This is a genomic window from Nocardioides sp. GY 10113 (assembly GCF_004919105.1).
Classification (GTDB): Bacteria; Actinomycetota; Actinomycetes; order Propionibacteriales; family Nocardioidaceae; genus Nocardioides.
In genome coordinates, this window is the sequence record NZ_STGK01000012.1 from 108,696 (window position 1) to 135,549 (window position 26,854).

Here is a 26,854-nt window from a genome sequence, read left to right on the forward strand (position 1 = left end):
GATGTTCCGGATGGTGGCCCTAGGCTACTCACCTGTAGCGCATAATCAGCAACACGTTCCAGTTCCGAGTCGGCCCAGCTCCCTGCGAGTGCGGCGCCGTGACCGGCGTGAGGAAGCGCCACGACACCGGCCATGAGTCAGCGCCCACCAGGGAGGAGAAGAGTCGAATGCGGATCGCCCTGCTGTCCTACCGCAGCAAGACCCACGTCGGAGGGCAGGGGGTCTACCTGCGTCACCTCAGCCGAGAGCTGACCGCGCTGGGTCACACCGTCGAGGTCTTCTCGGGGCAGCCCTACCCCGAGCTCGACGAGGGGGTGGCGCTGACCAAGGTGCCCAGCCTCGACCTCTACCGCGAGCCCGACCCGTTCCGGATCCCCAAGCCGCGCGAGTTCCGCGACCGGTACGACCTCCAGGAGTTCGCGATCATGTGCCTGGCCGGTTTCCCCGAGCCGCGCACCTTCGCGCGCCGGGTGACCCGGGTCCTCGAGGAGCGCAAGGGCGACTTCGACATCGTCCACGACAACCAGGTGCTGGGACACGGGCTGCTCGAGATCGAGGAGCGGGTCGGCGTGCCGATGATCACGACGATCCACCACCCGATCACCTTCGACCGGCGGATCGACCTGGCCCAGACGAAGAACCCGTGGCGCAAGCTCACCCTGCGCCGCTGGTACGGCTTCCTGCGGATGCAGGCGGCCGTGGCGCGCCAGGCCCGCTGGATCCTGACCCCGTCGGAGACCTCGAAGCGCGACATCGCCAAGGACTTCGGGGTCGACCCGGCGAAGATGCAGGTGATCCTGCTCGGCGTCGACGGCAAGTTCGTGCCGCCGACCAAGCCGAGGGTGCCCGGCCGGATCATGGCGATGGCGAGCGCGGACGCCCCGATGAAGGGGATCTCGACGCTGCTCGAGGCCTTCGCGAAGCTGCGCACCGAGCGCGACGTCGAGCTGGTCCTGGTCACCCGCCCCGCGCCGGGCGGACGCACCGAGCGGCTCATCGACAAGCTCGGGATCGGCGACTCCGTCCGGTTCGCCAGCGGGCTGACCGACGAGGAGCTCGTCGACCTGATGGGCTCGGCCGAGGTTGCCTGCGTCCCGTCGCTCTACGAGGGCTTCTCCCTGCCCACCGCGGAGCTGATGGCGTGCGCGACGCCGCTCGTGGTCTCGCGCGCCGGTGCCATCCCCGAGGTGGTCGGCGCCGACGGCGAGTGCGCGGACCTGGTCACCCCCGGCGACGTCGGCGAGCTGTTCACCGCGCTCGAGCGGATGCTCGACGACCCCGAGCGACGCGCCCGGATGGGTGCCGCCGGCCGCGCCCGCGTCGAGGAGCACTTCAGCTGGCGCGCGGTGGCCGAGAAGGTCGCCGAGGCCTACCAGCACGTGATCGACGACTTCACCAGCGAGAAGGAGAGCCACTGATGCTGACCGTCGACTTCGACCGTCTCGGCCTGCGCCCGGGGGACCGGGTGCTCGACATGGGCGCCGGTGCCGGACGGCACAGCTTCGAGATGTACCGACGCGGCGCGGACGTGATCGCGTTCGACCTCGACGCCGACGAGCTGGCCGGGGTGAAGGACCTCTTCGTGGCGATGGCCGAGGCCGGCGAGGTGCCGGCCGGGGCCGAGGCCGACGTCAAGCAGGGCGACGCGCTGGCGCTGCCGTTCGCGGACGGCGAGTTCGACCGGATCGTCGCCGCGGAGGTGCTGGAGCACATCCACGCCGACGTCGACGCCATCAAGGAGCTGGTCCGGGTGCTGCGCCCCGGCGGCACGTTGGCGATCTCGGTGCCCCGGTGGCTGCCGGAGGTCATCAACTGGAAGCTGTCGGCCGACTACCACAACGCGACCGGCGGCCACATCCGCATCTACACCGACCACGAGCTGATCGACAAGGTCACCAAGGCCGGCCGGTTCAACGACGGCACGCCCGGCGACGCGATGGTCTTCGAGGGCAAGGAGTACACCCACGGCCTGCACGCGCCGTACTGGTGGATCAAGTGCGCGGTGGGCGTCGAGAACGACGAGCACCCGCTGGCCAAGGCGTACCACAAGCTCCTGGTCTGGGAGATCATGAAGCAGCCCAAGGCGCTGCGGTGGGCGGGCAAGGTGCTCGACCCGATGATCGGCAAGAGCATGGTGCTCTACTTCCGCAAGCCGCTCGACGCCGAGCGCGCCGACCATCGGGACGTGCTGGGGGCCGCCGATGCCGGCTGAGCCCGAGGTCCCGCTCGCCCGCATCCCGTACGTCGACGGCCTGCTCAGCGCGCAGCAGGTGGCCGACACCGCCGCCGCCATCGCCGCCATGCAGGAGCCCTGGGGCGCCGTGCCGTGGACCGTCGGCGAGCACGTCGACATCTGGAACCACGTCGAGGCCGCGATGGCGATGCTGATCGGCGGCCAGGTCGAGGCCGCCGAGCGCGCCTACGCGTGGGTGCCGACGATGCAGCGTGCCGACGGCTCCTGGCCGATGAAGATCGTCGACGGCAAGCCCGAGGACGAGCGCGGCGAGGTCAACATGTCGGCGTACTTCGCCGTCGGCGTGTGGCACCACTGGCTGGTGCGCCGGGACATCGCCTTCGTCCAGCGCTACTGGCCCTCGGTCCGCGCCGGGCTCGACTTCGTGGTCAGCCTCCAGCAGCCGTTCGGCGGCATCCAGTGGACGCCGGTCGACGACTTCTGCCTGCTCACCGGCAACTCGAGCATCTACCACTCGCTGCGCGCCGGTGTCGCGCTGGCCGAGCTGATGGACGACCCGCAGCCGGAGTGGGAGCTGGCCGGCGGCCGCCTCGGTCACGCCATCCGCAGCCACCGCGACGCGTTCGCTGACAAGTCGACGTACTCGATGGACTGGTACTACCCGGTGCTCGGCGGTGCCGTGCGCGACGAGCAGGCGCACGCGCTGCTCGCCGAGCGGTGGGACGACTTCGTGGTGCCCGGGCTGGGCATCCACTGCGTCGACACCAATCCGTGGGTGACCGGCGCGGAGACCTGCGAGCTGGCGATGGCGCTGGACAACCTCGGCGAGACCGAGCGCGCCCGGAGGCTGGTCTCCGACGTGCAGCACCTGCGCGAGGACGACGGCCGGTACTGGACGGGTTGGGTCTACGACGACCCGCGCCGCCCGTCACCGAGCGACGAGCCCCGCAACGTGCACTGGCCGGTCGAGCACACCACCTACACCGCCGCCGCCGTGCTCCTCGCCGTCGACGCGCTGGGGGAGACCTACGGTCACGCGACGGCCGGCTCGGGCATCATGCGCGGCACCTCCCTGGCGCGTCACTTCGAGGAGATCGCGCTGGAGTGCGGCTGCCTAGCGGGGGAGAGCGTCGCCCGCTGAGCCGGCGGTGCGCTCGAGGATCCGCATCGAGCCGACCGCGGCCACCTCGGTGAAGTGGCCGCTCGCCAGCGCGGGCAGGTAGATCTGCTCGTACGGCGGGCGGCCGCCCTCGGCCGGGTCCTCGAAGACGTCGTGGATCGCCAGGTAGCCGCCGGCCTGGACCCAGCGCGGCCAGGACTCGAAGTCGTCGCGCGCCGGCTGCTCGCCGTGGCCGCCGTCGATGAAGAGCAGCGACAGCGGCGTGCGCCAGTGCGCCGCGACGGCCGCGGACCGCCCGACGACCGCGATCACGTGCTCCTCCAGGTCGGCGCGGGCGATCGTCCTGCGGAAGACCGGGAGGGTGTCCATCCGGTCGAACTCGGGGTCCACCAGGCTGCTGTCGTGGTGCTCCCAGCCCGCCTGGTTCTCCTCGGAGCCGCGGTGGTGGTCGACGGTGAAGACCGTCGCCGGCCGCGCCGGATCGCCGCTCCTCTCTCGGGTCATCTCGCGGGTCACCTCGCGGGCGGCCGCGCCCAGGTAGACCCCCGACTTGCCGCAGTAGGTGCCGACCTCGAGCGCGGGCCCGTGCGGGAGCCGCGCTCGCGCGGCCCGGTGCAGCAGCTCACCCTCGTCCTCGGGCATGAAGCCCTTGGCGTCGCGGGCGTGGGCGAGCAGGTCGGCGGGCATCCGGATGTCGGGCAGCGGGATCATCGGCACGCGCCTCACTCTAGTAGTGTTAGAACACGTTCTACTTCGGTCCCCGGTGGCCGCGTGTCGACGCGAAGGAGCCCGCATGTCCCTCGGCATCAGCGACGAGCAGGTCGAGCTCGCCAGCACCCTGCGCAAGTGGGCGGCGAGCCTCGGCCCGATCGAGGCCGCCCGCGCGTCCGAGGGCGAGGTCGCGGCCCGCTTCGACGAGCAGTGGACGGCCATCGAGGAGATGGGGCTGCACGCGATCGCCCTGCCCGAGTCGGCCGGCGGTGGCGGTGGCTCGGTGCTCGACCAGGCCGTCGCCCTCGAGGCCTGCGCCCACGAGCTGCTGCCCGGGGGGCTGCTCGGTGCCGCCGTCGGCGGGCTGCTCACCGGCCGCCCCGGTCGGTACGGCGTGCAGGTCGGCGACGTGGTCTGGGACGGCGGCACCGCCGCCGAGCCGCTGCTCGCCGACGGCGCCGTGGCCGGCACCCCGGCGCTCGGTATCGACCTCAGTGCCCGGCACGCGGGCGCCTCCGGCGCCTCCGACGACGCCCGCCGGCGCCGGCTCGCGGTCACCCTGGCCGCCGCCGAGGCGGCCGGCGTGGCCCGGTGGTGCCTGGAGACCGCCGTCGACTACGCCAAGGTCCGCGAGCAGTTCGGGCGCAAGATCGGCGCGTTCCAGGCGATCAAGCACCTCTGCGCCCAGATGCTGGAGACCGCCGAGGCCGTCACCGCCGCCGCCTGGGACGCGGCCGCGGCCGCCGACGGCGAGGACCAGGACCAGTGGGCCTTCGCCGTCGACGTCGCCCAGGCGACCTGCTTCGACGGAGCCGTGGCGGTGGCCAAGGACTGCATCCAGGTGCTCGGCGGGATCGGCTTCACCTACGAGCACGACGCCCATCTCTACCTGCGGCGTGCGCTGAGCGTGCGCGCGCTGGCCGGCTCCGCCGACGCCGCGGCGGAGAGGCTCACCGCGGCGGCCGTCGGCGGCGTACGGCGCCGGGTGGACGTCGACCTCGAGGGCCGCGACGAGGCGGTCCGACCGCAGGTCCGCGCGACGGTCGAGGGGATCGCGGGGCTCGCCGAGGACCAGCGCCGCGCGGCGCTGGTCGAGTCGGGCTACCTGACCCCGCACTGGCCCGCGCCGTACGGGCTCGGCGCCGATCCGACCACCCAGATCGTGATCGACCAGGAGCTCGCGCGGGCCGGCGTGACCCGACCCGACCTCGTGATCGCCGGCTGGGCGGTGCCCACGATCCTGACCCACGGCACCGACGCGCAGCGCGAGCGGTTCGTCCGCCCCTCGCTGCTCGGTGACCTGATCTGGTGCCAGCTCTTCTCCGAGCCGGGCTCCGGCTCCGACCTCGCCTCGCTGCGGACCAAGGCGGTGCGGGTCGAGGGTGGCTGGTCGCTGACCGGGCAGAAGGTGTGGACCTCGATGGCCGAACGCGCCGACTGGGGGATCTGCCTGGCCCGGACCGACCCGGACGCCCCGCAGCACCAGGGCATCACCTACTTCCTGGTCGACATGCGCTCGGCCGGCATCGAGGTCCGGCCGCTACGCGAGATCACCGGCGAGGCGCTGTTCAACGAGGTCTTCCTGGACGACGTCTTCGTGCCCGACGAGTGCGTGGTCGCCGAGCCGGGCGACGGCTGGCGGCTGGCCCGCACCACCCTCGCCAACGAGCGGGTGGCGATGGCCAGCGCGCGGCTGACCAAGAGCGTCGAGCGCGCGGTGGCGCTGGCCGCCGCCGGCGGGCTGGACCCGGTGCAGCGGGTGGCCGTCGGTCACCAGGTGGCGCTGGCCACGGTGTGTGGCCTGCTCGGGGTGCGCACCACCCTGAGGGCCCTCGGTGGGCGTGGCCCGGGTGCGGAGTCCAGCGTGGCCAAGCTGCTCGGCGTACGGAGTCGTCAGGAGTCGTCCGAGCTGGTGGTGCAGCTCCAGGGCGAGGCCCTGGCCCTGCTGGCGGGCGTGGGTCGCGACGCCGACGCCGAGCCGGGCGCCGAGCCGGGCGCCGAGCTGGGGGCCGACGTCTGGGAGCAGCTCAACACCCGCTGCCTCTCCATCGCCGGCGGCACCACGCAGATCCTGCGCAACGTGGCGGGCGAGCGGATCCTCGGCCTCCCGCGCTGACCGCCGACGCGGGCCTGGGGCACCGCCGACCCGGGCCTTGGGCGCCCTCGACCCGTGGCTTGGGCGCCCCCGACCCGGCGGTTGAGGGCCGGTCGAACCGGCAGCCACGGCTCATGGATGGTGCCTGAGCCCCAGCTGGGCGGGGCCTGAGCCCCGGCTCGGCGGCGCCTCAGCCCCGGCTCGGCTGTGCCTGACTGCCGGCTGGGCGGTGCCTGAGGCCCGGCTCGGCGGTGCCTGACCCACGGCTCGCGCGGTGGGTGTTCCAGTGCCAGTGCAGGTACCGGTCGATCGCCCGGACCACGTGCGCCGAGCGGATCGAGGGGAAGAGGTCGAAGGCGTGCTGGGCGCCCGGGAGCTCGGCGTAGACGACGCTGCGTCGCGACGTCTCCCGGAGCCGAGCCACGAAGGCGCGGGCCTGGCGGACGTCGACCAGGGTGTCCGAGGCGCCGTGCAGGACGAAGAAGTCCGGGGCGTCCTCGGTCACCCGCAGCAGCGGTGAGGCCGCCTCGAAGACCTCGGGTGAGTCGGCGAAGCTGGTCTGCATGACCTTCGGCGCGAGGAACCTGTCCCGGGTCTGCAGCACCCGGGGGATGCCGGTGGCGCCGGCCAGGTCGTACACCCCGTAGTGCGGTACGGCGGCCTGGACCGTCGTGTCCGCGTCCTCGAAGCCGGGCTGGAACGCCGGGTCGTTGGCCGTGAGCGCGGCGAGCGCGGTGAGGTGGCCGCCGGCGGAGCCGCCGGTGATCACCACGTAGTCGGGGTCGCCCCCGTACTCGGCGATGTTCGCCCGCACCCAGGCGATCGCTGCCTTGACGTCGACGATCTGTGCCGGCCACGGGGAGCGGGGTGCCAGTCGGTAGTTGATCGCCACGCAGACCCAGCCCTTGGCGGCCAGGTGCTGCATCAGCGGGAGTCCCTGCTGCTCCTTCTCCCCGATCGTCCACGCGCCGCCGTGCACCTGCAGCAGCACCGGGGCGCCGGAGGCGGGCGTCAGCGTCGAGGTGTAGATGTCGAGCAGCCCGCGCTTGCCGTGCGCCGCGTCGTAGGCGACGTCGCGCAGCACCTGGACGCCGGCGCGGCGGCGCGCACGGCCGTACGCGAACGGGTTGGCGATCGAGCGCCACGGGGTGGCCAGGTCGGCCGGCGTCGGCGCCGCGTCCAGCTGCTCGGCGTAGTCGATCCCGAGCCCCTCGGTCAGGGCCTCCTCCGCGGCGGCGCCGACCTGCCGGCTCTGCCGGATCAGGTAGGCCAGCCCGGCCGCGGAGGCGCCGGCGAGGGCGAGCCCGCGCGTGTCGCGGCGGCGGCCCGTGGCGTGCAGCGCCGCGTCGGCCACGGTGAGCCCCAGCAGGTGCGGGGCGAGCTCTCCGGTCAGCCACCCGGCGAAGAAGGCGGGGATGCCGGTACGGAAGCCGGACAGGGGGCGGATCGCGTTGGCGGTGAGGGCCGCGGTGAGGAGCTGTCGCCCGACGAATCCCATGGATGGACTCTAGTGCGATCGTCCGCGGCCCTTGCAACAACTTCTGGGCCCCGCGATGATTCGGCGCACCGAGCGAGGAGTGGGTCGATGGAGCGTCTGAGTGGGCTGGATGCGAGCTTCCTGTATCTGGAGACGCCGGCGCAGCTGATGCACGTCTGCGCGGTGCTGGTCATCGACCCGAGCACGATGCCGGAGCCGTACTCGTTCCCACGCTTCCAGCGTGCCCTGGACGCACGGGTGCGGGGGCTGCCGACCTTCCTGCGCAAGATCCGCGGCGTGCCGCTCGGGCTGGACCACCCGGTCTGGGTCGAGGACCGCAACTTCGACATCGAGCGTCACCTGCACCGGCTGGCGCTCCCGACGCCGGGCGGCTACGCCGAGCTGATGGAGCTGGCGGCGCACTTCGCGTCGCTGCCGCTGGACCGGTCGCGCCCGCTCTGGGAGATGTGGGTGATCGAGGGCTACACCCCGGACCCCGGTGGCGGCGAGCGGATCGCGGTCCTGGTCAAGAGTCACCACGCGACGGTGGACGGGGTCTCCGGGGCCAACCTGCTCTCACACCTGTGCGCCCTCGAGCCGGACGCGGAGTTCCTGAGCGTCGAGGAGCGTCCCCTCGGCGGCGACCCCACGCGGGGGGCGCTGCTGGGGCGTGCCGTGATCGACACCGTGACCAAGCCGCTGAACCTGGTGCGGGTGATCAAGCCCTCGGTGTCGTTCATCGCGAACACCATCGGGCGGGCCCGCGAGGGCACCGCGATGGCCGCGCCGTTCTCGGCGCCGCGCACCGCGTTCAACGGGATCATCACCGGGCGCCGCGCGATCGCGCTGGCCGACCTGTCGCTCGACGAGATCCGGGAGGTCAAGCGCGACAGCGGCGCGACGGTGAACGACGTCGTGCTCACCATCGTGGGCGGCGCCCTGCGGGCCTACCTCGAGGGCCGCGGCGAGCTGCCGGACACCACCCTCCTGGCCGCGGTGCCGGTCAGCGTCCGCGAGGCCTCGAACCGGGCGGAGGGTGCGAACAAGGTCTCGGCCCTCTTCTGCAAGCTGGGCACCGACCTCGGCGACCCGCTGGAGCGGCTGCGGCTCCTCGCGGAGCGGAACCGGTACGCCAAGGAGCACCACGACGCCATCGGCGCCGACACCCTGCAGGACTGGGCCGAGTTCGCCGCGCCGCGCACCTTCGGGCTCGCGGTGCGTGCCTACGCGGCGCTCCGGCTGCCGGAGAAGCACCCGGTGGTGCACAACCTGGTGGTCTCCAACGTGCCGGGCCCGCCGATCCCGCTCTACTTCATGGGCGGGCGGATCGAGGGGCTCTACCCGCTCGGGCCGGTCTACCACGGCTCCGGGCTCAACATCACGGTGATGTCGAACGCCGGCCGGGTGCACGTCGGCGCGATCGCGTGCCGGGAGTCGGTGCCCGACGTCGAGACGCTGGTCCGCGAGTTCCCGCGCGAGCTCGAGCGCCTGCGCAAGGAGGTCGCCGAGCGCGGCGCCGAGGACCGGGCCGAGGACCAGGTCGAGGAGTGACCTGCCTTCCCGATGGGCGGGAGGCATCGCGGCAACTAACTAGAACACGTTACAGTTCCAGTTGTGGATGCAGACGCGATCAACGCAGTAGGCGAAGTGGTCCGCGAGGTCCTCGACCGCGAGGCGGACGCGACCGACTGGTCGGCATGGGCCGCGGCGGGGCTCACCGCGCTGCCCGTCCCGGAGGCGTACGGCGGCGAGGGGCTCGGGCTGGCGGCGGTCGCCGTGCTGCTGCGCGAGGCCGGGCGCCGGGGCGTGCAGACCCCCGCCTGGGACACCCTGTGCTGCGGCGCGCTGACGCTGGCGGCGTACGGCACCGAGACCCAGCGCAAGGAGCTGCTGCCCGGTGTCGCGGCCGGCGAGGTGCGCCTGGCCGCGGCCCTTCGCGAGCCCGGCCTGGGGCTGGGCCCGGCGAGCGGCCCCGACGACCTCCCGGCCACCACCGTCGCCGACGGCCGGATCACCGGCCGCAAGATCGGCGTGACCCACGCGGCCGAGGCCTCCCGACTGCTGGTCACCGCCCGGCTCGGCGAGCAGCGGGTCGTCGCGCTGGTCGACCCCGCCGCCCCCGGCGTCCGGCTGATGCCGGCCACCGCGTCCAGCGGGCAGGACCAGCACACCGTGGTCCTGGACGGCGCCCCGGTCGAGCTGCTCGAGGACGGCGCCGCGGACCACCTGCTCGACCTGGCCCGGGCCGGCCTGGCGGTGACCGCGGCCGGCGTCCTGGCCGGCGCCCGCGACCTGACCGCCGACTACGTGAAGGGGCGCCGCCAGTTCGGCCGCGCGCTCGCGGAGTTCCAGGCCGTCTCGCTGCAGATGGCCGACGTCTACGTCACCTCCCGCACGCTGGACCTGGCTGCCGACAACGCGGTCTGGCGGGTGGGCGAGGGCCTGCCGGCCGGTGACGACCTCGCGGTCGCCGGCTACTGGGCCAGCCAGGTCGCGCCGTACGCCTTCCGCACCTGCCACCACCTGCACGGCGGCATGGGCGTCGACATCACCTACCCGCTGGTCGGCTACTCGACCTGGGGCACGGACCTCGCGCACGCGCTGGACACCACCGCCGCCCACGTGCCGGTCGAGGACGCCGACGCCAAGAACCTCGAGCTCACCGACGCCCAGCGCGCGCTCAAGTCCGAGCTGCGCGCCTGGTTCGCCGGGCTCTCGGAGGAGTTCGGCCACCCCGCCGACCCCGGCCCGGACGGTGCCGTCGACCGGCACGGCCCGACGTACCAGCGGCTGATCAAGCGGATGGGCGACGACGGCTGGATGGGCGTCGGCTGGCCGAAGGAGTACGGCGGCCACGGGCTCGGCGAGATCGAGCAGACGATCTTCGCCAACGAGGCGCAGTACCACGACGTGCACCTGCCGTCCGTGACGCTGCAGACGGTCGGCCCCACCCTGATCCGGTACGGCAGCGAGAAGCAGAAGGAGATGTTCCTCTCCCGGATCCTGGCCGGCGACGTGCACTTCGCGATCGGCTACTCCGAGCCGGACGCGGGCACCGACCTGGCCTCGCTGCGCACCACCGCCCGGCGGGACGGTGACCACTATGTGGTCAACGGCCAGAAGCTGTGGACCACCGGCGGCCACCAGGCCGACTACCTGTGGCTCGCGGTGCGGACCGACCCGGACGCGCCCAAGCACAAGGGCATCTCGATCCTGATCGTCGACACGAAGGACCCCGGGTACTCCTGGACGCCGATCATCACCGCCGACGGCTCCCACCACGTCAACGCGACGTACTTCAACGACGTCCGGGTGCCGGTCGACATGCTCGTCGGCGAGGAGAACCAGGGCTGGAGGCTGATCACCACCCAGCTCAACCACGAGCGCGTGATGCTCGGGCCGGCCGGGCGGATCGAGGGCCTGCGCGACAAGGTGGTGGCCTGGGCGGACGCCGCCGGCGTCCGCGGCGCCGCCGACGTGCGGGAGGCCCTCGGGCGCACCACCGCGGTGTTCCGGATCAACGAGCTGCTCAACTGGGAGGTCGCCCGGGCGGCGGCCGCCGGCGAGATCAAGGTCGCCGACGCCTCCTCCTCCAAGGTCTTCGCCGCCGACCAGGTCCAGCACCTGCTCGCCGACCTCATCGCGCTCGTGCACCGGCACGGCGACCCGGGCGAGCCCGCGACCAAGGAGCTGCTCGACTACCTCGACGCGCAGGCCAAGCGGAACCTGGTGCTCACCTTCGGCGGCGGCGTCCAGGAGGTCCAGCGCGAGCTGATCTCGATGTTCGGCCTCGGCCTGCCGCGGGTGCCCCGATGAGCGCCGAGGTGGCCCAGGAGCTGGTCCCCGCCGAGGTGCACGCGCACGTCCTGGCGGAGGCGGAGCGGATCAGGGGCTGGGGCGAGGCGGCCGAGCGTCGCGCCCGCGACGAGGTCAACCAGCCCACGATCAACAACTGGCTCGAGGCGATCGGACTGGACAACCCCCGGTTCACCGAGGGGGAGGCGCCGCCGTCGATGGCGCAGGTCTGGACGATGTACGGCCTGGGCGGCAAGCCCGCCGCCGACGACCCGCTGCACTCGATGATGCGCGTGCTGACCGACGCCGGCTTCACCGCGGTGCTCGGCACCAACTGCGAGCAGACCTACGACCGCTACCTGAGGGTCGGGGAGCGGGTGCGGGTGACCACGGCGCTCGACTCGGTGGTCGGGCCGAAGGCGACCGGGATGGGCGTCGGCTACTTCGTCACCTCCCGCAACACCTGGTACGTCGACCACCCCGACGGCCGCACCGAGAAGGTGGCCTCCATGCTCTTCCGGGTCCTCAAGTTCATCCCGAAGGGACGAGCGTGAGCGGCCCCGTGCGCCCGGTCGTCAACCGGGACAACGCGTACTTCTTCGACGGCGCCCGCGCGCAGGAGCTGCGGATCCAGAAGTGCAACAAGTGTGGCGTGCTGCGGCACCCGCCCGGCCCGGCCTGCCCGGACTGCGGCGCCCTGGACCGCGGGTTCGTGGTCGCGGGTGGGGAGGGCACCGTCTTCTCCTACGTGGTCCACCACGCGCCGCAGGTGCCGGGCAAGGAGCTGCCGCTGGTGATCGCGCTCGTCGACCTCGACGAGGGCGTGCGGATGGTGGCCGAGGTGACCGGCGTACCGCCCGAGGGGCCGGACGGCCTGGCCATCGGCGACCGGCTGGCGGTCGGTTGGAACGTGATCGACGAGGAGCTGACCCTGCCGATCTGGCACCGGGTGGCCCGAGCGGGGGAGGACGCATGATGAACGTCGGTGACACGCTGCCGGAGTGGACCCTGCCCATCACGCCGACGCTGGTGGTCTCCACCGCGCTGGCGACCCGCGACTTCCAGGACGTGCACCATGACCGGGACGTCGCGCAGGCGGCCGGCTCGAAGGACATCTTCGTCAACATCCTGACCTCGACCGCGCTCTGCGAGCGCTACGTCACCGACTGGGCGGGGCCCCAGGTGCAGATCAAGGGCATCGCGATCCGGCTCGGCGCCCCGGCGTACCCGTACGACACCTTCACCTTCACCGGCGAGGTGGTCGACGTCGCCGAGGAGGACGGCGTGAAGGTCGCCACGATCAAGGTGGTCGGCGCGGTCTCGCTCGGCGACCACGTGGTCGGCACCGTGAAGGTGGCGGCATGAGCACCCTGTCGGGCAAGGCCGCGATCGCCGGCATCGGCGCCACCGAGTTCTCCAAGGAGTCGGGCCGCTCCGAGCTGCAGCTCTCCGTCGAGGCGGTGCAGGCGGCGCTGGCCGACTGCGGCCTCGCCCCTGCCGACGTGGACGGCCTGGTCACCTTCACCATGGACACCTCCGCCGAGATCGCGGTGGCCCGCGAGCTCGGGATGGGCGACCTGCGCTTCTTCAGCCGGATCAACTACGGCGGCGGAGCCGCCTGCGCGACCGTGCAGCAGGCCGCGATGGCGGTGGCCACGGGCGTCGCGGACGTGGTCGTGGCCTACCGGGGCTTCAACGAGCGATCCGGGCAGCGCTTCGGCCAGGTGCAGAACTGGGCCGCCGCCCAGGTCAACACCAACGGCCTGGACAACGCCTGGACCTACCCGCTCGGGCTGAGCACGCCGGCGGCCACGGTCGCCCTGCAGGCGCGCCGCTACATGCACGAGTACGGCGCCACGTCGGCCGACTTCGGGGCGGTGGCCGTCGCGGACCGGCGCCACGCGGCGAACAACCCGCACGCGTTCTTCTACGGCAAGCCGATCACCCTGGAGCAGCACCAGTCGTCCCGGATGATCGCCGACCCGCTGCACCTGCTCGACTGCTGCCAGGAGTCCGACGGCGCCGTGGCGCTGGTCGTGGTCTCGGCGGAGCGTGCCCGCGACCTCAAGCAGCGTCCCGCCGTGATCGCGGCGGCCGCGCAGGGCTCGGGCCGCGACCAGTTCGTGATGACGTCGTACTACCGCGACGACATCGGCATCCCGGAGATGGGCGTGGTCGGTCGGGAGCTGTGGCGACAGTCCGGGCTGACCCCGGCCGACATCCCCACCGCGGTCCTCTACGACCACTTCACGCCGTACGTGCTGATGCAGCTGGAGGAGCTCGGCTTCTGCGGCCGCGGCGAGGCGAAGGACTTCGTCGCCGACGGCGCGATCGAGGTCGGCGGCCGGCTGCCGCTCAACACCCACGGCGGGCAGCTGGGCGAGGCCTACATCCACGGCATGAACGGCATCGCCGAGGGCGTGCGCCAGATCCGCGGCACCTCGGTGAACCAGGTCGACGGCGCCGAGCACGTGCTGGTCACCGCCGGCACCGGCGTGCCGACCAGCGGGCTGATCCTGGCGGGCTGACCGCGGCGGGGCGGTCCCGGGATACTCGGGGCATGTCCGCTGACAGTGTGCCGACCGTGACCGGGCTCCACGTCGCCAAGGCGACCCGGCTGCCGATGCGGTCGACCGCGGAGGTGTGCCTGGAGGCCGGCAAGGGGATCGTCGGAGACCGCTACCACGGCACCAGGCACCGCCACGTCACGGTTCAGTCCGCGACGTCGCTGGCCGAGGCCGCCGAGGCGCTCGGCGCCGACGTCCCGGCCCACCTCACCCGGCGCAACGTGACCGTCAGCCACGGCGTCGTACCGCGCGAGCCGGGCGTGCGGCTGCGGATCGGCGAGGCGCTGCTGGAGGTGGTCCGGGTCGCGGCGCCGTGCCGTCTGCTGGACGACACGATCGGCGACGGCGCGCAGGAGGCGCTGCGCCGGCGCGCGGGCACGGTCTTCCGCGTTCTCGAGGGCGGGCGGGTCGCGGTCGGCGACCCGGTCCGGATCGAGGAGCGGGTCGAGCAGCGCGCCCATACCGAGGGCTGATCGAGAATTCTTCGGATCCGATGCATCTGAGTCGGGGGTTGGTGCGTCTACAGGGAGAGCCCCGATCGGGGCCACGGCGCCGCGGCGCCGCCACCCATCGCACAGAGACCGTCACGCCATGACCAAGAACACTCGCCTCGCCACCGCCGTCACCGCCGTCACCGCCACCGCCGCCACCGCTGCCACGCTGCTGGTCGGCGGCCTGGCCACTCCCGCCGACGCCGCCGTCGTCCGGGTGACCGACGCCGACGACTCCCCGCACGGATCGGACCTTCTCGCGGTTCGGATCGCCGACGGGCCGCGGCGCCTGCTGGTCACCACGACCCACGACAACCTCCGGCGCAGTCCGAGCTCGGGCTCCGCCGGTACCGTGTTCGTCGACACCGACCCGAGCGACCCGGGCCCGGAGTTCGTCTTCGTCGGCGGCTACTTCGAAGGCACCGACTACCAGCTGCTGCACACGGACGGCTTCGGCTACCGCACCTGGGGCGACCCCGTGGACGGGCCGCACTCGATGCGGATCGACTACCGCCGCGACAAGGTGCGGATGCGGATGTCGAAGACGGCCCTGGACGGTGCCGAGGAGGTCCGGATCGCGGTCCGCGTCTCCGGCACGCGACGCGACGGCACCAGCCGCGGCCTGACCGACTGGCTGGACGCGCCGCGCCGCTTCACCCCGTGGGTCGCCGAGGGCTGACGCCCGCCGCTCAGGACAGGCTCAGCACCACGTCCGAGAGCACCGGGGCGCCGTCGCGCTGGCCGTCGTGGATCGTCGCGGAGCCGACGATCCCGTCGGCCTCGCGCCACCCGGCGACACGGATCGTGTCGCCGGGGAAGACGACCCCGGCGAACTTGCCGCTGAAGCCGCCGACCTTGGCGGCGTCGCCGTCCAGCAGGCCGTCGGTGAGCTCGCGCAGCACGATGCCGTAGGAGCACAGCCCGTGCAGGATCGGTGCCGGGAAGCCCGCGGCCTCGGCGAAGGCAGGGTCGGCGTGCAACGGGTTGCGGTCCCCGCACAGGCGGTAGAGCAGCGCCTGCTGCGGGGTGACCTCGTAGGTCGTCACCAGGTCCGGGGTGCGCTCGGGCAGCACGACCGGCTCGGCCGATCCGCGCTCGCCCCCGAACCCGCCCTCGCCGCGGACGAAGATCGAGGAGCGGACCCGCCACAGCTCGGTGCCGTCGTCGGCGCGCGCCACGCCCTCCTGCCAGATCACCGCGGCCCGGCCCTTGTCCCAGATGTCGGTCAGCGTGACGGACAGGTGGGCGGTGCCGGAGGTCGGCAGCGGGCCGCTCACCTGGATCGACTGCGAGCCGTGCACCACCTGGGCGAGGTTGATGTCGCAGCCCGGCAGGTCCAGCGGCGGCGGGTCGGTCTCGTGGAAGGTCGGCGCCACCACGCCGAACGACGGCAGCACCTGCAGGTCCGGGCCGTCGAGCGTGTAGCGCAGCGCCGCGGGGGAGAGGTTGTCCCCCTCGCGGGACCCGGCGCCGATGCCCAGGTGGTAGAGCAGGACGTCGGACTCGGTCCAGGAGAAGGTGCGGGTGCCGAGGTCGGCACCGATCGCGACGGACGGGTCGATGGGCATGGGTAGCTCCTTCGGAGGTCGTGCCTTGGTCTCGAGGCTCGGCCGCGGACGGCCTCGCCGCTCAACCAGCGGCGGTGGTTGCGAGGTCCTCGGCAGCCAGGTAGCCGAAGACGATCGCGGGGCCGATGGTGCCGCCGGGGCCGGGGTAGGTGTTGCCCATCACCGCGGACGAGACGTTGCCGGCGGCGTACAGGCCCTCGATCACGGTGCCGTCCTCGCGGAGCACGCGGGCGCGCTCGTCGGTGACCAGGCCACCCTTGGTGCCCAGGTCGCCGGGGACGATCTTGACCGCGTAGAACGGGCCCTTCTCGATCGGCGCCAGCGAGCAGTTCGGCTTCACCGTGGGGTCGGAGTAGTACTTGTCGTACGCCGACTCGCCGCGCCCGAAGTCCTCGTCGACGCCGCTGCGAGCGAAGCCGTTGAACCGCTCGACGGTCGCGTCGAGCGCGTCGGCGGGCAGCCCGACCTTCTCGGCCAGCGCGGCCAGGGAGTCGGCGCGGGTGACGACGCCCTCCTTGTACCAGCGGCCCGGGAAGGGCTGGCGGCCGGCGACACCGGCGAAGAGGTACCGGTTGCGGTAGGTCTGGTCGAACACCATGTAGGCCGGCACGTGGTCCACGCCGGTCGCCTGGCCGGCGTAGATCTCGTGGGTCGCCTCCACGTAGGGGAGCGCCTCGTTCATGAACCGCCGGCCGGCGGAGTTCACGATGATCGAGCCCGGCAGGTTCCGCTCGGCCAGGCAGAACCAGGCGCGGCCGGGCAGCGGGATGGTCGGCCCCCACCAGGCGTCGTCGAGCAGGTCGGTGGCCGCCCCCGCGGCGGTGCCGGCGAGCAGGCCGCCGCCGGTGTTCGAGGCGGCGCCGGTCGACCACTCCGCCGAGGTCGGGGCGGGCAGGAACTTCTCGCGCAGCTCCTGGTTGTGCTCGAAGCCCCCCGACCCCAGGATCACGCCGCGGCGGGCGCCGATCTCGCGGCGGTTGCCGTCGGCGTCCACGACCACCACGCCGGTGACCCGGCCGTCGGTGACGCGCAGGTCGACCAGCGACTGGCCGTACTCGACCGGGACGCCGGCGTCGGCCAGGCCCTTGCGCAGCCCGATCGCGATGGCGTTGCCCATCGCGTACATCTTCCTGCCCAGCATCAGCGACACCATGCGCTTGAGGAGCACCTTGACCATCGTCAGCGGGCCCTTGATCGTGCGCAGTCCGAGGCTGATCTTCCGGAAGTCCGCCTGGGTGACGATCATGTTCGCCGGCGCCTTCGTGTACGGCGGGTGCAGCCGGTCGAGCTCGTCGCCGAGGAACCGGGCGTCCATCGGCACGGGCTCGACGCTGCGCCCCGCCGCTCGACCGCCGGGGCTCTCGGGGAGGTAGTCGGCGTACTGGGGGACCCAGGTGAAGCGCAGCGGCGTCTTCTCCTTGAGGAAGTCCAGGACCTCGGGGCCGCGGTCGAGGTAGGTGTCGCGGCGCACCTTGGGGACGACGTCGCCCACGATCGCGTCGAGATAGGTCTTCGCGGCGTCCCGGTCACCGGGATCGACCTGCTTGGCCTCCTCGAGCGCGTAGTTGCCGGGGATCCAGACGCCGCCGCCGGAGCGAGCGGTGGAGCCGCCGAAGTACTCGCTCTTCTCGATGAGCACGGTGTCCAGGCCGCGGTGCGCGGCAGAGAGCGCGGCCGACATGCCGGCGCCGCCGGCGCCGACCACGACGACGTCGTAGGAGTCCTTCATGGCAGAAAACTGTAACAGGTTCTAGTATCGACGAGTGACCTCTCCCGACGCCATCGCCGCCGCCGTCGACCGCCTCGCCGCCGCCCAGGAGTCCCGGGTGCCCTGTGCCGCCGTCCGGGACCTGATCGGGACCGACGACCTGCCGGCGGCGTACGCCGTCCAGCAGGGCCTGGTGCGCCGTCGGCTCGCCGCCGGCGCCACCGTCGTCGGCCGCAAGATCGGCGCCACCTCGGAGGCCGTCCAGAACCAGCTGGGGGTCGACCAGCCCGACTTCGGCTACCTGCTCGACGACATGGACGTGAGTGCCGACCACCCGATCTCGATGGGCACGCTGGTGCAGCCGCGGGTCGAGGCCGAGGTCGCCTTCGTGCTGGGGGCGGACATCGACCCGGCGACGGAGGAGGAGATCACGCTGGCCGCGGTGCGCGCGGCGGTCGAGGTCGCGCTCCCGGCGCTGGAGATCGTCGACTCCCGGATCGAGGGCTGGGACATCGGATTCACCGACACGGTCGCGGACAACGCCTCCAGCGGGCTCTACGTGGTCGGTCGCGAGGGCCTGCGGCTCGACGAGCTTGAGCCCCGCGAGGTGGAGATGTCGCTGACGATCAACGGTGAGGAGCGCTCGGCCGGCAACGGCGCCGCCTGCCTCGGCGATCCGTTGGAGGCGCTGCGCTGGCTCGCGGTGCAGGCCTGGCGCTTCGGTGACCCGCTGCGCGCCGGGCACCTGGTGCTCTCCGGGGCGCTGGGGCCGTTCGTCCCGTTCGCCCCCGGTGACAAGGTCGAGGCCGCGATCAGCGGGTTCGCCCCGCTGGTGGTCGAGTTCGGCCCCTGAGTACCGGCGCCGATCCCGTCGGATCCCGATGAGCGGGCAGGTCGGCATTCCGAAAAACTAGAACGTGTTCTACTATCAATCAACGGCCCTTCGCCCCACCCAGAACGAGGAGAGCTCCCCATGAATCAGACCTTCCCGGCGGAGGTGCAGTCCGTCCTCGACGGCGTCCGCGACCTGCTGCCCACCTTCCGTGAGCGCGCCGACGAGACCGAGCGCCTGCGGGTGGTGCCGGACGCGTCGGTCAAGGAGCTGGAGGAGACCGGCTTCTTCCGGCTGTTCCAGCCCCGCCGCTTCGACGGCCTCGAGGCCGACCCCCTGGCGTTCTACTCGGCGGTGCGCGACATCGCCTCCGCGGACGGCTCGACCGGCTGGATCGCCAGCGTGGTCGGCGTCCACCCCTGGCAGGTCGCGCTCTTCTCCGACGAGGCGCAGCAGGCGGTCTGGGGTGCGGACACCAGCGTCCGGCTCTCCTCCTCGTACGCGCCGACCGGCAAGGCCGTCCAGACCGAGGGCGGGTTCATGCTCTCGGGCAAGTGGAGCTTCTCGTCGGGCTGCGACCACTGCTCGTGGGTGCTGCTCGGCGGCCTGGTCTTCAACACCGAGGGCCAGGTGGTGGACTTCCGCACCTTCATGGTGCCGCGGGAGAAGTACGAGATCGTCGACGTGTGGAACACCGTGGGCCTGCGCGGCACCGGCTCCAACGACATCATCGTCGAGGAGACCTTCATCCCCGAGGCGTTCACGCTCTCCATGGGCGAGACCGGCCAGTGCAAGGGCCCCGGCCAGGAGATCAACACCAGCGACCTCTACAAGCTGCCGTTCCACTCGATCTTCACCTCGACCATCGCAACGCCGATCATCGGCATGGCCCGCGGCGCGTACGCCGAGCACGTGGACATGCAGCAGAAGCGGGTGCGTGCGGCGTACCTCGGGGAGAAGGCCTCCCTGGACCCGTTCTCCGCGGTCCGCATCGCCCGCGCCTCCTCCGAGATCGACGCCGCGTGGGCGCTCCTGATGAGCAACCTGGCCGAGGAGCAGGCGCACGTCGCCCGCGGCGAGCAGATCCCGCTCGAGCTCCGGCTGCGGGTGCGCCGCGACCAGGTGCTCGGCACCGCCCGCGCGATCGAGGCGATCGACACCCTCTTCGAGGCCTCCGGCGGCCGCGCGCTCGCCGAGGGCACCTACCTGCAGCGGGTGTGGCGCGACGCGCACGCCGGCCGCGTGCACGCCGCCAACGACCCCGAGCGTGCGCTCCAGATGTACGGCGCCCAGCAGTTCGGGCACAAGATCGACCCCGGGATGTACTGATGCCGCTGCACCCACCGCTCGCCAAGGACGAGGTCCGCGCCTCGGCCACGGTCAAGACCGAGGCCGCTGGCGAGATCACGCTCAACTACTACGAGGCCGACCTGCGCGCCGGCGCGGAGGCCGCCGACCGGCTGCCGCTGGTGATGCTCCACGGCGGCGGACCCGGCGCGTCGGCCTGGTCCAACTTCGGCTCGGCCCTGGCGGGCTTCGCCGGGGAGTACCGCACCCTGCTGGTGGACCAGCCGGGCTTCGGCGGCTCCGACAAGCCGCCGGTGGTCGGCAACTACTACCGGTTCGCCGCCGACGCGGTGGTCGCCCTGATGGACCAGCTCGGGCTGGAGAAGGTGCACCTGCTCGGCAACAGCCTCGGCGGCGGCACCGCGATGCGGCTGGCGCTGTCCTACCCGGACCGGGTCGGCCGGCTGATCCTGATGGGCCCCGGCGGCCTGTCGCTCAACCTGTTCCACGCCGACCCCACCGAGGGTGTGCAGCGGCTCATGGAGTTCGGTGCCAAGCCGTCGCGGGAGGCGCTGCGCGCCTTCATCTCCACCATGGTGGTGAACCAGGCGCTGGTCACCGACGAGCTGGTCGAGGAGCGGTTCGCCGACGCCACCGCGCCCGGGGCCCAGGAGGCGATGCGCTCGATGGGCATGTCGTTCTGGAACCCCGACACCGCCGAGGACGGGATGCTCTGGCGCGAGGCCCACCGCCTGCGCCATCACACGCTGCTCACCTGGGGCCGCGAGGACCGGGTGAACCCGCTCGACGGCGCCATGGTGGCGCTCAAGCTGATCCAGAAGGCTCAGCTGCACGTCTTCCCGCGCTGCGGTCACTGGGCGCAGATCGAGGCCGCCGACGAGTTCCGCGAGGTCGCGGTCGGCTTCCTCTCCCGCCACCGCGAGCGCACCCAGCCCTCCGGAGGTTCGCAGTGACGATCGACATCAAGTCCATGGGCTACGTCCGCGTGGCCAGCACCGACCCCGAGGCCTGGCGGACCTTCGCCGGCAAGGTGCTCGGCCTGGCCGAGGGGCGCGGTCCGAACCCGGCCCACCAGTACTGGCGGATCGACGAGGTCTCGGCGCGGCTCGTCGTGGTCCCCGCCGACGTGGACGGCCTGGAGTGCTGTGGCTGGGAGCTCGCCGACCACCAGGCCCTGCAGGCGGCCCGCGAGCACCTGACGAAGGCCGGCGTGGAGTTCGAGGAGGGCACCCGCGAGGAGCTCGACGAGCGTCGCGTGCAGGAGATGATCCGGTTCCGCGACCCGTGGGACAACGTCTTCGAGCTGTTCCACGGGATCACCTACGAGTCGCGGCCGGTCGTGCCGCCGTACGGCGCCCGGTTCGTGACCGGCGACCAGGGCATGGGACACATCGTGATCCCCGTGCTCGACGACGTGGAGGCGCTGCGGTTCTACACCGAGGTGCTCGGATTCCGGCTGCGCGACTCGATGAGCATGCCCGGCGAGTTCGTCGGCAAGGAGCCCGGCAGCAAGATCTGGCTGCGGTTCCTCGGCGTCAACCCGCGGCACCACTCGCTCGCGTTCCTGCCGATGCCGAACCCGTCCAAGTGCGTGCACATCATGCTCGAGGTGGACGAGCTGGACCACGTGGGTCGCGCGCTGGAGCGGGTGCGCAAGCACAAGGCCCCGCTCTCGGCGACCCTGGGCCGCCACATGAACGACGAGATGATCTCGTTCTACGTGAGGTCGCCCGGCGGGTTCGACGTCGAGTTCGGCACCGAGGGCCTGCGCGTGGACGACGACCGCTGGGTCGCCCGTGAGTCCACCGCGGTCTCCTACTGGGGACACGACTTCGGTGGCGGGGCCTGACGCGGGCGGGGACGGGATCACTACCGTGGGTGCCGTGCCCGTCGATCCGACTCCCGAGCTCCCCGAGGGGATGAGCCCGGACGCCCGCGCCACCTGGCCGCCGTCGACGCTGATCGACTCCTGGCTCGGCGACGCCGAGGTCGACTTCGAGTTCCGTCCCGGCGAGGAGGTGGTCGTCCACGACGACCCCGAGGCGAAGGCCGCGGCGCGGCGGTTCCGCGACGTGCTCGGCTGCTTCGCCTCCGGGATCACCGTGATCACGACGATGTCGGGGGACCAGCCGGTCGGGATGACCTGCCAGTCGTTCTCCAGTGTCTCCCTCGACCCGCCGCTGGTGATGTTCATCCCGGCCAAGACCTCCCGCGCCTGGCCGCTGATCCAGCGCTCGGGCAGGTTCTGCGTCAACGTGCTCGCCGCCGACCAGGAGCACCTCTCCGCGGCGATGGCCACCCGCGGCATCGACAAGTTCGAGGGCGTCTCGTGGGCGCCCGCGGCGGCGACCGGGTCGCCGGTGCTCGACGGCACGCTCGCCCACCTGGACTGCACGATCCACACCGTGCACGAGGCCGGCGACCACTACCTGGTGGTGGGCCGCGTCCAGCACCTCGAGGTGCACGCCGAGGACGCCCCGGTGAACGAGCCGCTGCTCTACTTCAAGGGCCGCTACCGCACCACCGACGGCTGACCCGGGAGCCACCGATGCGCCGCGCGCCGGCCGGGCGTCGGTGGCTCCCGGCTCGGCCCGAATCCGGGCCGAGCAGCCGCAGCCCCTCGTGACCCGGGGGGCTCTCGTGCGTTAATGCGAGTGTGAACTCGGTCACCCCTCGGCGGTGGGGGCGCGGTGTCCGCGGCCTCCAGTTGATGGTCCTGCTGGTGGCGCTCGGCCTCGCGGTCGGGCTCCTCGGCGGACCCGCGGCCTCGGCGCCGGCGACGGCGCGGGCTGGCCCGGGCGACGGCACGGGGGGCGACGCATCTCCGATCCGGGTGCTCGACCGTCCGACGGCCACGCGCCCAGCGGCGGCGCGCCGCTACTGGACCGCCGAGCGGATGGCCGCGGCCATCCCGCTCGACCTGGTGGCGAGTCCCGGGACCGCGAGCGACGCCGCGGTGTCGCCGCGGCGGTCGGCAGGACGACTCGAGGCGAGCGCACCGCGTCGCGCCGCGGTGGCCGCTGACGCCTCGGTCCCGGTGCCGCGGTGGGTCGGCAAGCTCTTCTTCCGTGACGGGAGCGCCGACTACTCCTGCAGCGCGGCCGCGCTCCGCAACGGCGCCCGCAACCAGGTGCTGACCGCCGGCCACTGCGTGCACACCGGTCCCAACCCCTCCGGCATCCCGATCGTGGGCGGCCTGCTGGACGAGCCGCGCTTCTACTCCGACTGGGTCTTCGTGCCTCGCTACCGCAACGGCCGCGCGCCGTTCGGCCGCTGGGCCGCCCGCACCGCGTACGTCACCGCCGGTTGGGCCGAGCAGGAGGACTACGCCGAGGACCAGGGCGTGGTCGTGCTGCGCCGGCGCGACGGGAAGCGGATCGTCGGCGCCGTCGGTGGCGGGCGGGTCAGCATCGGCCTCGCGCCCCGGCAGCGGCGGGTGCGGATCTGGGGGTGGCCGGCCGCCGCCCCGTTCGACGGGCAGAAGGCGTGGCGCTGCGACGGCCGCACCCGACGCACGAACAACGCGGGTGCCGTCGGGGACGCGATCCTGCCGTGCACGATGACCGCCGGCGCCAGCGGCGGTCCGTGGATGGTCCGGCCGAAGAGGAAGGCGAAGGTCGGGCCGATCTGGGCGGTCACGTCCCGGGGACTCACCACCCGGCCACGGCTGATCGCCCAGCCGTTGGGGGAGCCGGTGCGCCGGCTGATCCGCGCCGCCGCCAGCGGCTGACCCCTCGCTGGTCGAGGTGCCGGCGAAGCGAGCCTCGATGCCGCGTCCGCGGGTGCGGTGGCGGCGAGGCTCGGCCGCGGGCGGCCCCGCACCTCAACCAGTCGAGCGTCAGAGGGTCACGGCGGCCCGGTGCTGGTGCGGCGCGCCGGCGAGCTGGCTCAGCGCGTGCGCGCGCTTGAACCACAGGTGCGCGTCGTGCTCCCAGGTGATCGCGATGCCGCCGTGCAGCTGGATCGCCTCGCCGGTCACCAGCTGGGCCGCCTCGACGGCATAGGACGCGGCGGTGTGCACGAGCGAGGCCACCTCCTCCCCGTCGGCGGCGGGGTCGCCGAGCGCGTAGGAGGCCGCCCACGAGGCGGATCGCGCGATCTCGGTGCGCACCAACAGGTCGGCCGCGCGGTGCTTGAGGGCCTGGAACGAGCCGATCGGACGCCCGAACTGCTCCCGCGTCCGGAGGTAGGCGACCGTCTCGTCCAGGGCGCGCTGGGCGACCCCGACCGCGAGGGCGGCCACGCCCGCGGCCGCGACCAGGTCGGCGCGCGCGGCGGCGCTGACGCCGTCGCCGATCACGGCGCTGGTGGCGCCGGCGAGGTCGACGAGCCCGAGCCGGATGGTCTGGTCCATCGACTCCGCCCAGGTCACCTCGGCGCCGGTCACCTCGACCAGGTCGTCGCCGACGATCGCCAGCACGATCGCGGCCCGGTCCGCGTCCAGCGCCGGCCGGCCGTCGCGCACCAGGGTGCCGATCTCACCCGCGGCGAGCCGGGGCAGCAGGCGTCCGCGGGCCTCCTCGGTGCCGCCGGCCAGCAGCGCCGACGTGGCGAGCGTGGTGCCCAGCAGCGGGCTCGGGGTCACCGAGGCGCCGAGCTCCTCGAGGACCACCGCGGTCTCGAAGAACGACGCCCCGACGCCGTCGTACTCCTCCGGGACGGCGAGCGCGGCGACGCCGATCTGCTCGGCGAGCGTCGCCCACAGCGCCGGGTCGTAGCCGGCGGCGGAGTCCGCCGCGGCGCGGACCGCGGCGGAGTCCGAGCGCTTGTCGAGCAGCGTCCGCACCGTGCTGGCCAGCTCGCGCTGCTCGGCGTCGAGGGCGAACTCCATCAGCGACCACCCCGGCCCGGCGCGGCGAGCAGCGACGTCAGGATCCGCTCACGGTGGAACGACGGCGTGCCCCAGGCGCCCACGAGCGCACGGATCTTGGTGATCCAGACGCTCAGGTCGAACTCGCTGGTGTAGCCGATCGCCCCGTGCACCTGGAGGCCGGTGCGGGAGGCGAGGTACGCCGCGTCCGCGCAGGCGACCTTCGCCGCCGAGACGGCCCGGGCGCGGTCGGGGCCGTCCGCGGCCAGCGCGGCGCCGGCCACCAGCGGGCGGGCGAAGTCCAGCGCGATCCGCACGTCCGCCAGGTGGTGCTTGATCGCCTGGTAGGAACCGATCTCGCGGCCGAACTGGCGACGCTGCTTGACGTAGGCCACCGAGTCGGCGAGCACCCGCTCCCCGGCGCCGAGCAGCTGCGCCGCGGTCGCCAGTGCCGCCAGGTCGAAGGCCTCCTCGGCGCGCGCGGCTGCCACCCGGACCTCGGTCGGGTCGAGCCGGAAGAGCCGCCGGCTGCCGTCGACGGAGGCCTGCGCCTCGGCGGCGGTGGCCTCGCGAAGCCCGTCAGGGGCGGCGAGGTAGGCGCGCTCGGCCACGTCGGCGTCGAGGCCGTACGGCGTCCACGGGGCGACGGCGACCGTCGCCACGGCGCCGGCGGCGACCGCCTCGCGGTCCTCGCCCTCCAACGCCGTGGCCAGGTAGGCGGCCGACTCGACCCACGGGCCGGGCACGGCGTGCCGGCCGAGCACCTCGAAGGCCACGACCAGCTCGACGGCGCTCGCGCCCATCCCGCCGGCCTCCTCGGGGACGACGAGGGCGTTGACGCCCTGGTCCGCGATCCGCTTCCAGAGCGCGAGGCCGGGCGTGGCGTCGCCAGCGGCCCAGGCCCGGGCCGCGCCGACCGGTGCGCTGCCCGCGACCAGTCCGTCGAGCGCGGCGGCGAAGTCGCGCTGGTCCTCGGTGAGCTCGAACCTCATCGAGCGGCTCCCTTCGTCTCGCCCTTGGGCTCACGCGGCAGGCCGAGGATGCGCTCGGCCACGATGTTGCGCTGGATCTCGTTGGTGCCGGCGTAGATCGGCCCGGACAGCGAGAAGGTGTAACCGTCGAGCCAGCGGGACGCCACCTCGGCCTCCGGGCCGAGCAGGTCCAGCGCGGTCTCGTGCAGGGCGACGTCCAGCTCGCTCCACCAGACCTTGTTGACCGACCCGGCGGCGCCGATGTCGCCGCCGTCGGCCAACGTGGTCACGGTGCCCCAGGTGTAGAGGCGGTAGGCCTCGGCCTTGATCCAGGCGTCCGTCACGCGGTCCGCGAGACGGGCCGCGCCCGGCTCGTCGGCGTGGTCGGCGTACAGGTCGAGCAGGCGGTCGGCGGCGGCGGTGAACCGGCCGGGGGAGCGCAGCGACAGGCCGCGCTCGTTGCCGGCGGTGCTCATCGCGACCCGCCAGCCGTCCCCCGGGGCGCCGAGCACGTCGGCGTCGGGCACGAAGACCTCGTCGAAGAAGACCTCCGCGAAGCCGGCCTCGCCGTCCAGCTGGGCGATCGGGCGGACCGTGATCCCCTCGGCGTCGAGCGGGAACAGGAAGTAGGTCAGCCCCCGGTGTCGCTCGGCCTGCGGGTCGGAGCGGAACAGGCCGAAGCCCCAGTGGGCCAGCGCGGCCCGCGAGGACCAGGTCTTCTGCCCGTTCAGGACCCAGCCGCCGCGCTGGTCGTCGCGGCGCGCGGTCGACTTGAGGGAGGCCAGGTCGGAGCCGGCCTCCGGCTCGGACCAGCACTGCGCCCAGATCCGCTCGCCGGTCGCCATCGTGGGCAGGAAGCGGTCCTGCTGCTCGGGGGTGCCGTGCTCGAAGAGGATCGGGGCGAGCAGGAAGATCCCGTTCTGGGAGACCCGCCCCGGGGCTCCGGCGCGGTAGTACTCCTCCTCGAAGATCACCCACTCCACCAGGGAGGCCTCGCGGCCGTGGTACTCCCGCGGCCAGGAGACGACCGACCACCGGTCGGCGGCCAGCCGGGCCTCCCATTCCTGGTGCAGCGCCCAGCCCTCGGGGGTGTCCATCGAGGGCAGCGGCTCGGCCGGCACGTTGGCGGCCAGCCAGGCCCGCGCCTCGGCCTTGAAGGCCAGCTCGGCCGGGGACAGCGTCAGATCCATTGCATCTCCTTCTGAGG

Annotated in this window: 25 protein-coding genes; 18 read left to right on the forward strand and 7 right to left on the reverse strand. The window is 73.0% G+C overall.

The window, feature by feature from the left end; all coding sequences use genetic code 11:
• The first annotated feature begins 167 nt into the window (after window positions 1-167).
• From E8D34_RS15175 to E8D34_RS15185, 3 genes are read left to right on the forward strand one after another with little or no spacing between them, the layout of a single operon-like run.
• Entirely contained in the window at window positions 168-1,418 is a 1,251-nt protein-coding gene (locus E8D34_RS15175; protein WP_136595487.1) for a glycosyltransferase family 4 protein, read from the forward strand.
• Window positions 1,418-2,212 (forward strand): class I SAM-dependent methyltransferase, encoded by a 795-nt coding sequence (locus tag E8D34_RS15180; RefSeq protein WP_136595488.1) that lies wholly within the window; start codon window positions 1,418-1,420, stop codon window positions 2,210-2,212. Before E8D34_RS15175 ends, E8D34_RS15180 begins: the two co-directional genes overlap by 1 nt.
• Window positions 2,202-3,335 (forward strand): prenyltransferase, encoded by a 1,134-nt coding sequence (locus E8D34_RS15185; RefSeq protein WP_136595489.1) that lies wholly within the window; start codon window positions 2,202-2,204, stop codon window positions 3,333-3,335. The genes E8D34_RS15180 and E8D34_RS15185 overlap by 11 nt, the downstream gene beginning before the upstream one ends.
• Here the strand turns inward: E8D34_RS15185 and E8D34_RS15190 are convergent.
• On the reverse strand, window positions 3,309-4,025 hold the full coding sequence (locus tag E8D34_RS15190) for a class I SAM-dependent methyltransferase (RefSeq protein ID WP_240771386.1): 717 nt from the start codon (window positions 4,023-4,025) through the stop codon (window positions 3,309-3,311). The genes E8D34_RS15185 and E8D34_RS15190 overlap by 27 nt on opposite strands.
• Before the next feature lie 82 nt (window positions 4,026-4,107).
• On the opposite strand from E8D34_RS15190, the gene E8D34_RS15195 reads away from it, so the two are divergent.
• Window positions 4,108-6,141, forward strand: a complete 2,034-nt coding sequence (locus E8D34_RS15195; RefSeq protein WP_136595490.1) for an acyl-CoA dehydrogenase family protein — start codon at window positions 4,108-4,110, stop codon at window positions 6,139-6,141.
• Window positions 6,142-6,310: 169 nt separating this feature from the next.
• Here the strand turns inward: E8D34_RS15195 and E8D34_RS15200 are convergent, their stop codons facing one another.
• A complete protein-coding gene (locus E8D34_RS15200; RefSeq protein ID WP_136595491.1) occupies window positions 6,311-7,618 on the reverse strand; it encodes an alpha/beta hydrolase in 1,308 nt (435 codons plus the stop codon).
• A gap of 87 nt (window positions 7,619-7,705) precedes the next feature.
• Here E8D34_RS15200 and E8D34_RS15205 point away from each other — a divergent pair, with 87 nt between their 5' ends.
• From E8D34_RS15205 to E8D34_RS15235, 8 genes are all read left to right on the forward strand, one after another.
• The gene (locus E8D34_RS15205; protein WP_136595492.1) at window positions 7,706-9,148 is read left to right on the forward strand and encodes a wax ester/triacylglycerol synthase family O-acyltransferase; all 1,443 of its coding nucleotides are present in this window, start codon (window positions 7,706-7,708) and stop codon (window positions 9,146-9,148) included.
• 63 nt (window positions 9,149-9,211) lie between these two features.
• Window positions 9,212-11,413 carry an acyl-CoA dehydrogenase gene (locus tag E8D34_RS15210; protein ID WP_136595493.1) on the forward strand — a complete coding sequence of 734 codons (2,202 nt, stop codon included), beginning with the start codon at window positions 9,212-9,214 and terminating at the stop codon, window positions 11,411-11,413.
• Window positions 11,410-11,946, forward strand: coding sequence for a MaoC family dehydratase N-terminal domain-containing protein (locus E8D34_RS20825; RefSeq protein ID WP_168929463.1), 537 nt, complete (start codon window positions 11,410-11,412; stop codon window positions 11,944-11,946). Before E8D34_RS15210 ends, E8D34_RS20825 begins: the two co-directional genes overlap by 4 nt.
• Window positions 11,943-12,368, forward strand: coding sequence for an OB-fold domain-containing protein (locus E8D34_RS20830; RefSeq protein ID WP_168929464.1), 426 nt, complete (start codon window positions 11,943-11,945; stop codon window positions 12,366-12,368). Before E8D34_RS20825 ends, E8D34_RS20830 begins: the two co-directional genes overlap by 4 nt.
• Window positions 12,365-12,757, forward strand: coding sequence for a MaoC family dehydratase (locus E8D34_RS15220; RefSeq protein ID WP_136595494.1), 393 nt, complete (start codon window positions 12,365-12,367; stop codon window positions 12,755-12,757). The genes E8D34_RS20830 and E8D34_RS15220 overlap by 4 nt, the downstream gene beginning before the upstream one ends.
• Window positions 12,754-13,920 (forward strand): lipid-transfer protein, encoded by a 1,167-nt coding sequence (locus E8D34_RS15225; RefSeq protein WP_136595495.1) that lies wholly within the window; start codon window positions 12,754-12,756, stop codon window positions 13,918-13,920. The genes E8D34_RS15220 and E8D34_RS15225 overlap by 4 nt, the downstream gene beginning before the upstream one ends.
• A gap of 32 nt (window positions 13,921-13,952) precedes the next feature.
• On the forward strand, window positions 13,953-14,432 hold the full coding sequence (locus E8D34_RS15230) for an MOSC domain-containing protein (RefSeq protein WP_136595496.1): 480 nt from the start codon (window positions 13,953-13,955) through the stop codon (window positions 14,430-14,432).
• Between the two features lie 118 nt (window positions 14,433-14,550).
• Window positions 14,551-15,129 carry a hypothetical protein gene (locus E8D34_RS15235; protein ID WP_136595497.1) on the forward strand — a complete coding sequence of 193 codons (579 nt, stop codon included), beginning with the start codon at window positions 14,551-14,553 and terminating at the stop codon, window positions 15,127-15,129.
• A 10-nt stretch (window positions 15,130-15,139) separates the two neighbouring features.
• On the opposite strand, the gene E8D34_RS15240 is transcribed toward E8D34_RS15235, so the two are convergent.
• Both E8D34_RS15240 and kstD read right to left on the reverse strand, forming a co-directional pair.
• A complete protein-coding gene (locus E8D34_RS15240; RefSeq protein WP_136595498.1) occupies window positions 15,140-16,018 on the reverse strand; it encodes a MaoC/PaaZ C-terminal domain-containing protein in 879 nt (292 codons plus the stop codon).
• A 61-nt stretch (window positions 16,019-16,079) separates the two neighbouring features.
• A complete protein-coding gene (gene kstD, locus E8D34_RS15245) occupies window positions 16,080-17,747 on the reverse strand; it encodes a 3-oxosteroid 1-dehydrogenase (RefSeq protein ID WP_136595499.1) in 1,668 nt (555 codons plus the stop codon).
• A 34-nt stretch (window positions 17,748-17,781) separates the two neighbouring features.
• Here kstD and E8D34_RS15250 point away from each other — a divergent pair, with 34 nt between their 5' ends.
• The 6 genes from E8D34_RS15250 (at window position 17,782) to E8D34_RS20835 (ending at window position 23,596) form a co-directional block, all read left to right on the forward strand.
• A complete protein-coding gene (locus tag E8D34_RS15250; RefSeq protein WP_136595500.1) occupies window positions 17,782-18,579 on the forward strand; it encodes a fumarylacetoacetate hydrolase family protein in 798 nt (265 codons plus the stop codon).
• Window positions 18,580-18,699: 120 nt separating this feature from the next.
• Window positions 18,700-19,887, forward strand: coding sequence for a 3-hydroxy-9,10-secoandrosta-1,3,5(10)-triene-9,17-dione monooxygenase oxygenase subunit (hsaA, locus tag E8D34_RS15255; RefSeq protein ID WP_136595501.1), 1,188 nt, complete (start codon window positions 18,700-18,702; stop codon window positions 19,885-19,887).
• Window positions 19,887-20,819: a 4,5:9,10-diseco-3-hydroxy-5,9,17-trioxoandrosta-1(10),2-diene-4-oate hydrolase gene (gene hsaD / locus E8D34_RS15260; RefSeq protein WP_136595502.1), complete on the forward strand. Its 933-nt coding sequence runs from the start codon at window positions 19,887-19,889 to the stop codon at window positions 20,817-20,819. Before hsaA ends, hsaD begins: the two co-directional genes overlap by 1 nt.
• The gene (hsaC, locus tag E8D34_RS15265) at window positions 20,816-21,715 is read left to right on the forward strand and encodes an iron-dependent extradiol dioxygenase HsaC (RefSeq protein ID WP_136595503.1); all 900 of its coding nucleotides are present in this window, start codon (window positions 20,816-20,818) and stop codon (window positions 21,713-21,715) included. Before hsaD ends, hsaC begins: the two co-directional genes overlap by 4 nt.
• Window positions 21,716-21,749: 34 nt before the next feature.
• Window positions 21,750-22,400, forward strand: a complete 651-nt coding sequence (locus E8D34_RS15270) for a flavin reductase family protein (RefSeq protein ID WP_240771381.1) — start codon at window positions 21,750-21,752, stop codon at window positions 22,398-22,400.
• 176 nt (window positions 22,401-22,576) lie between these two features.
• Window positions 22,577-23,596, forward strand: a complete 1,020-nt coding sequence (locus E8D34_RS20835) for a hypothetical protein (protein ID WP_168929465.1) — start codon at window positions 22,577-22,579, stop codon at window positions 23,594-23,596.
• Between the two features lie 108 nt (window positions 23,597-23,704).
• On the opposite strand, the gene E8D34_RS15280 is transcribed toward E8D34_RS20835, so the two are convergent.
• The 3 genes from E8D34_RS15280 to E8D34_RS15290 are packed head-to-tail and all read right to left on the reverse strand — an operon-like array spanning window position 23,705 to window position 26,837.
• Window positions 23,705-24,697: an acyl-CoA dehydrogenase family protein gene (locus E8D34_RS15280; RefSeq protein ID WP_136595504.1), complete on the reverse strand. Its 993-nt coding sequence runs from the start codon at window positions 24,695-24,697 to the stop codon at window positions 23,705-23,707.
• Window positions 24,697-25,668: an acyl-CoA dehydrogenase family protein gene (locus tag E8D34_RS15285; protein ID WP_136595505.1), complete on the reverse strand. Its 972-nt coding sequence runs from the start codon at window positions 25,666-25,668 to the stop codon at window positions 24,697-24,699. Before E8D34_RS15285 ends, E8D34_RS15280 begins: the two co-directional genes overlap by 1 nt.
• Entirely contained in the window at window positions 25,665-26,837 is a 1,173-nt protein-coding gene (locus E8D34_RS15290) for an acyl-CoA dehydrogenase family protein (RefSeq protein ID WP_136595506.1), read from the reverse strand. The genes E8D34_RS15285 and E8D34_RS15290 overlap by 4 nt, the downstream gene beginning before the upstream one ends.
• Between the last annotated feature and the right edge of the window lie 17 nt (window positions 26,838-26,854).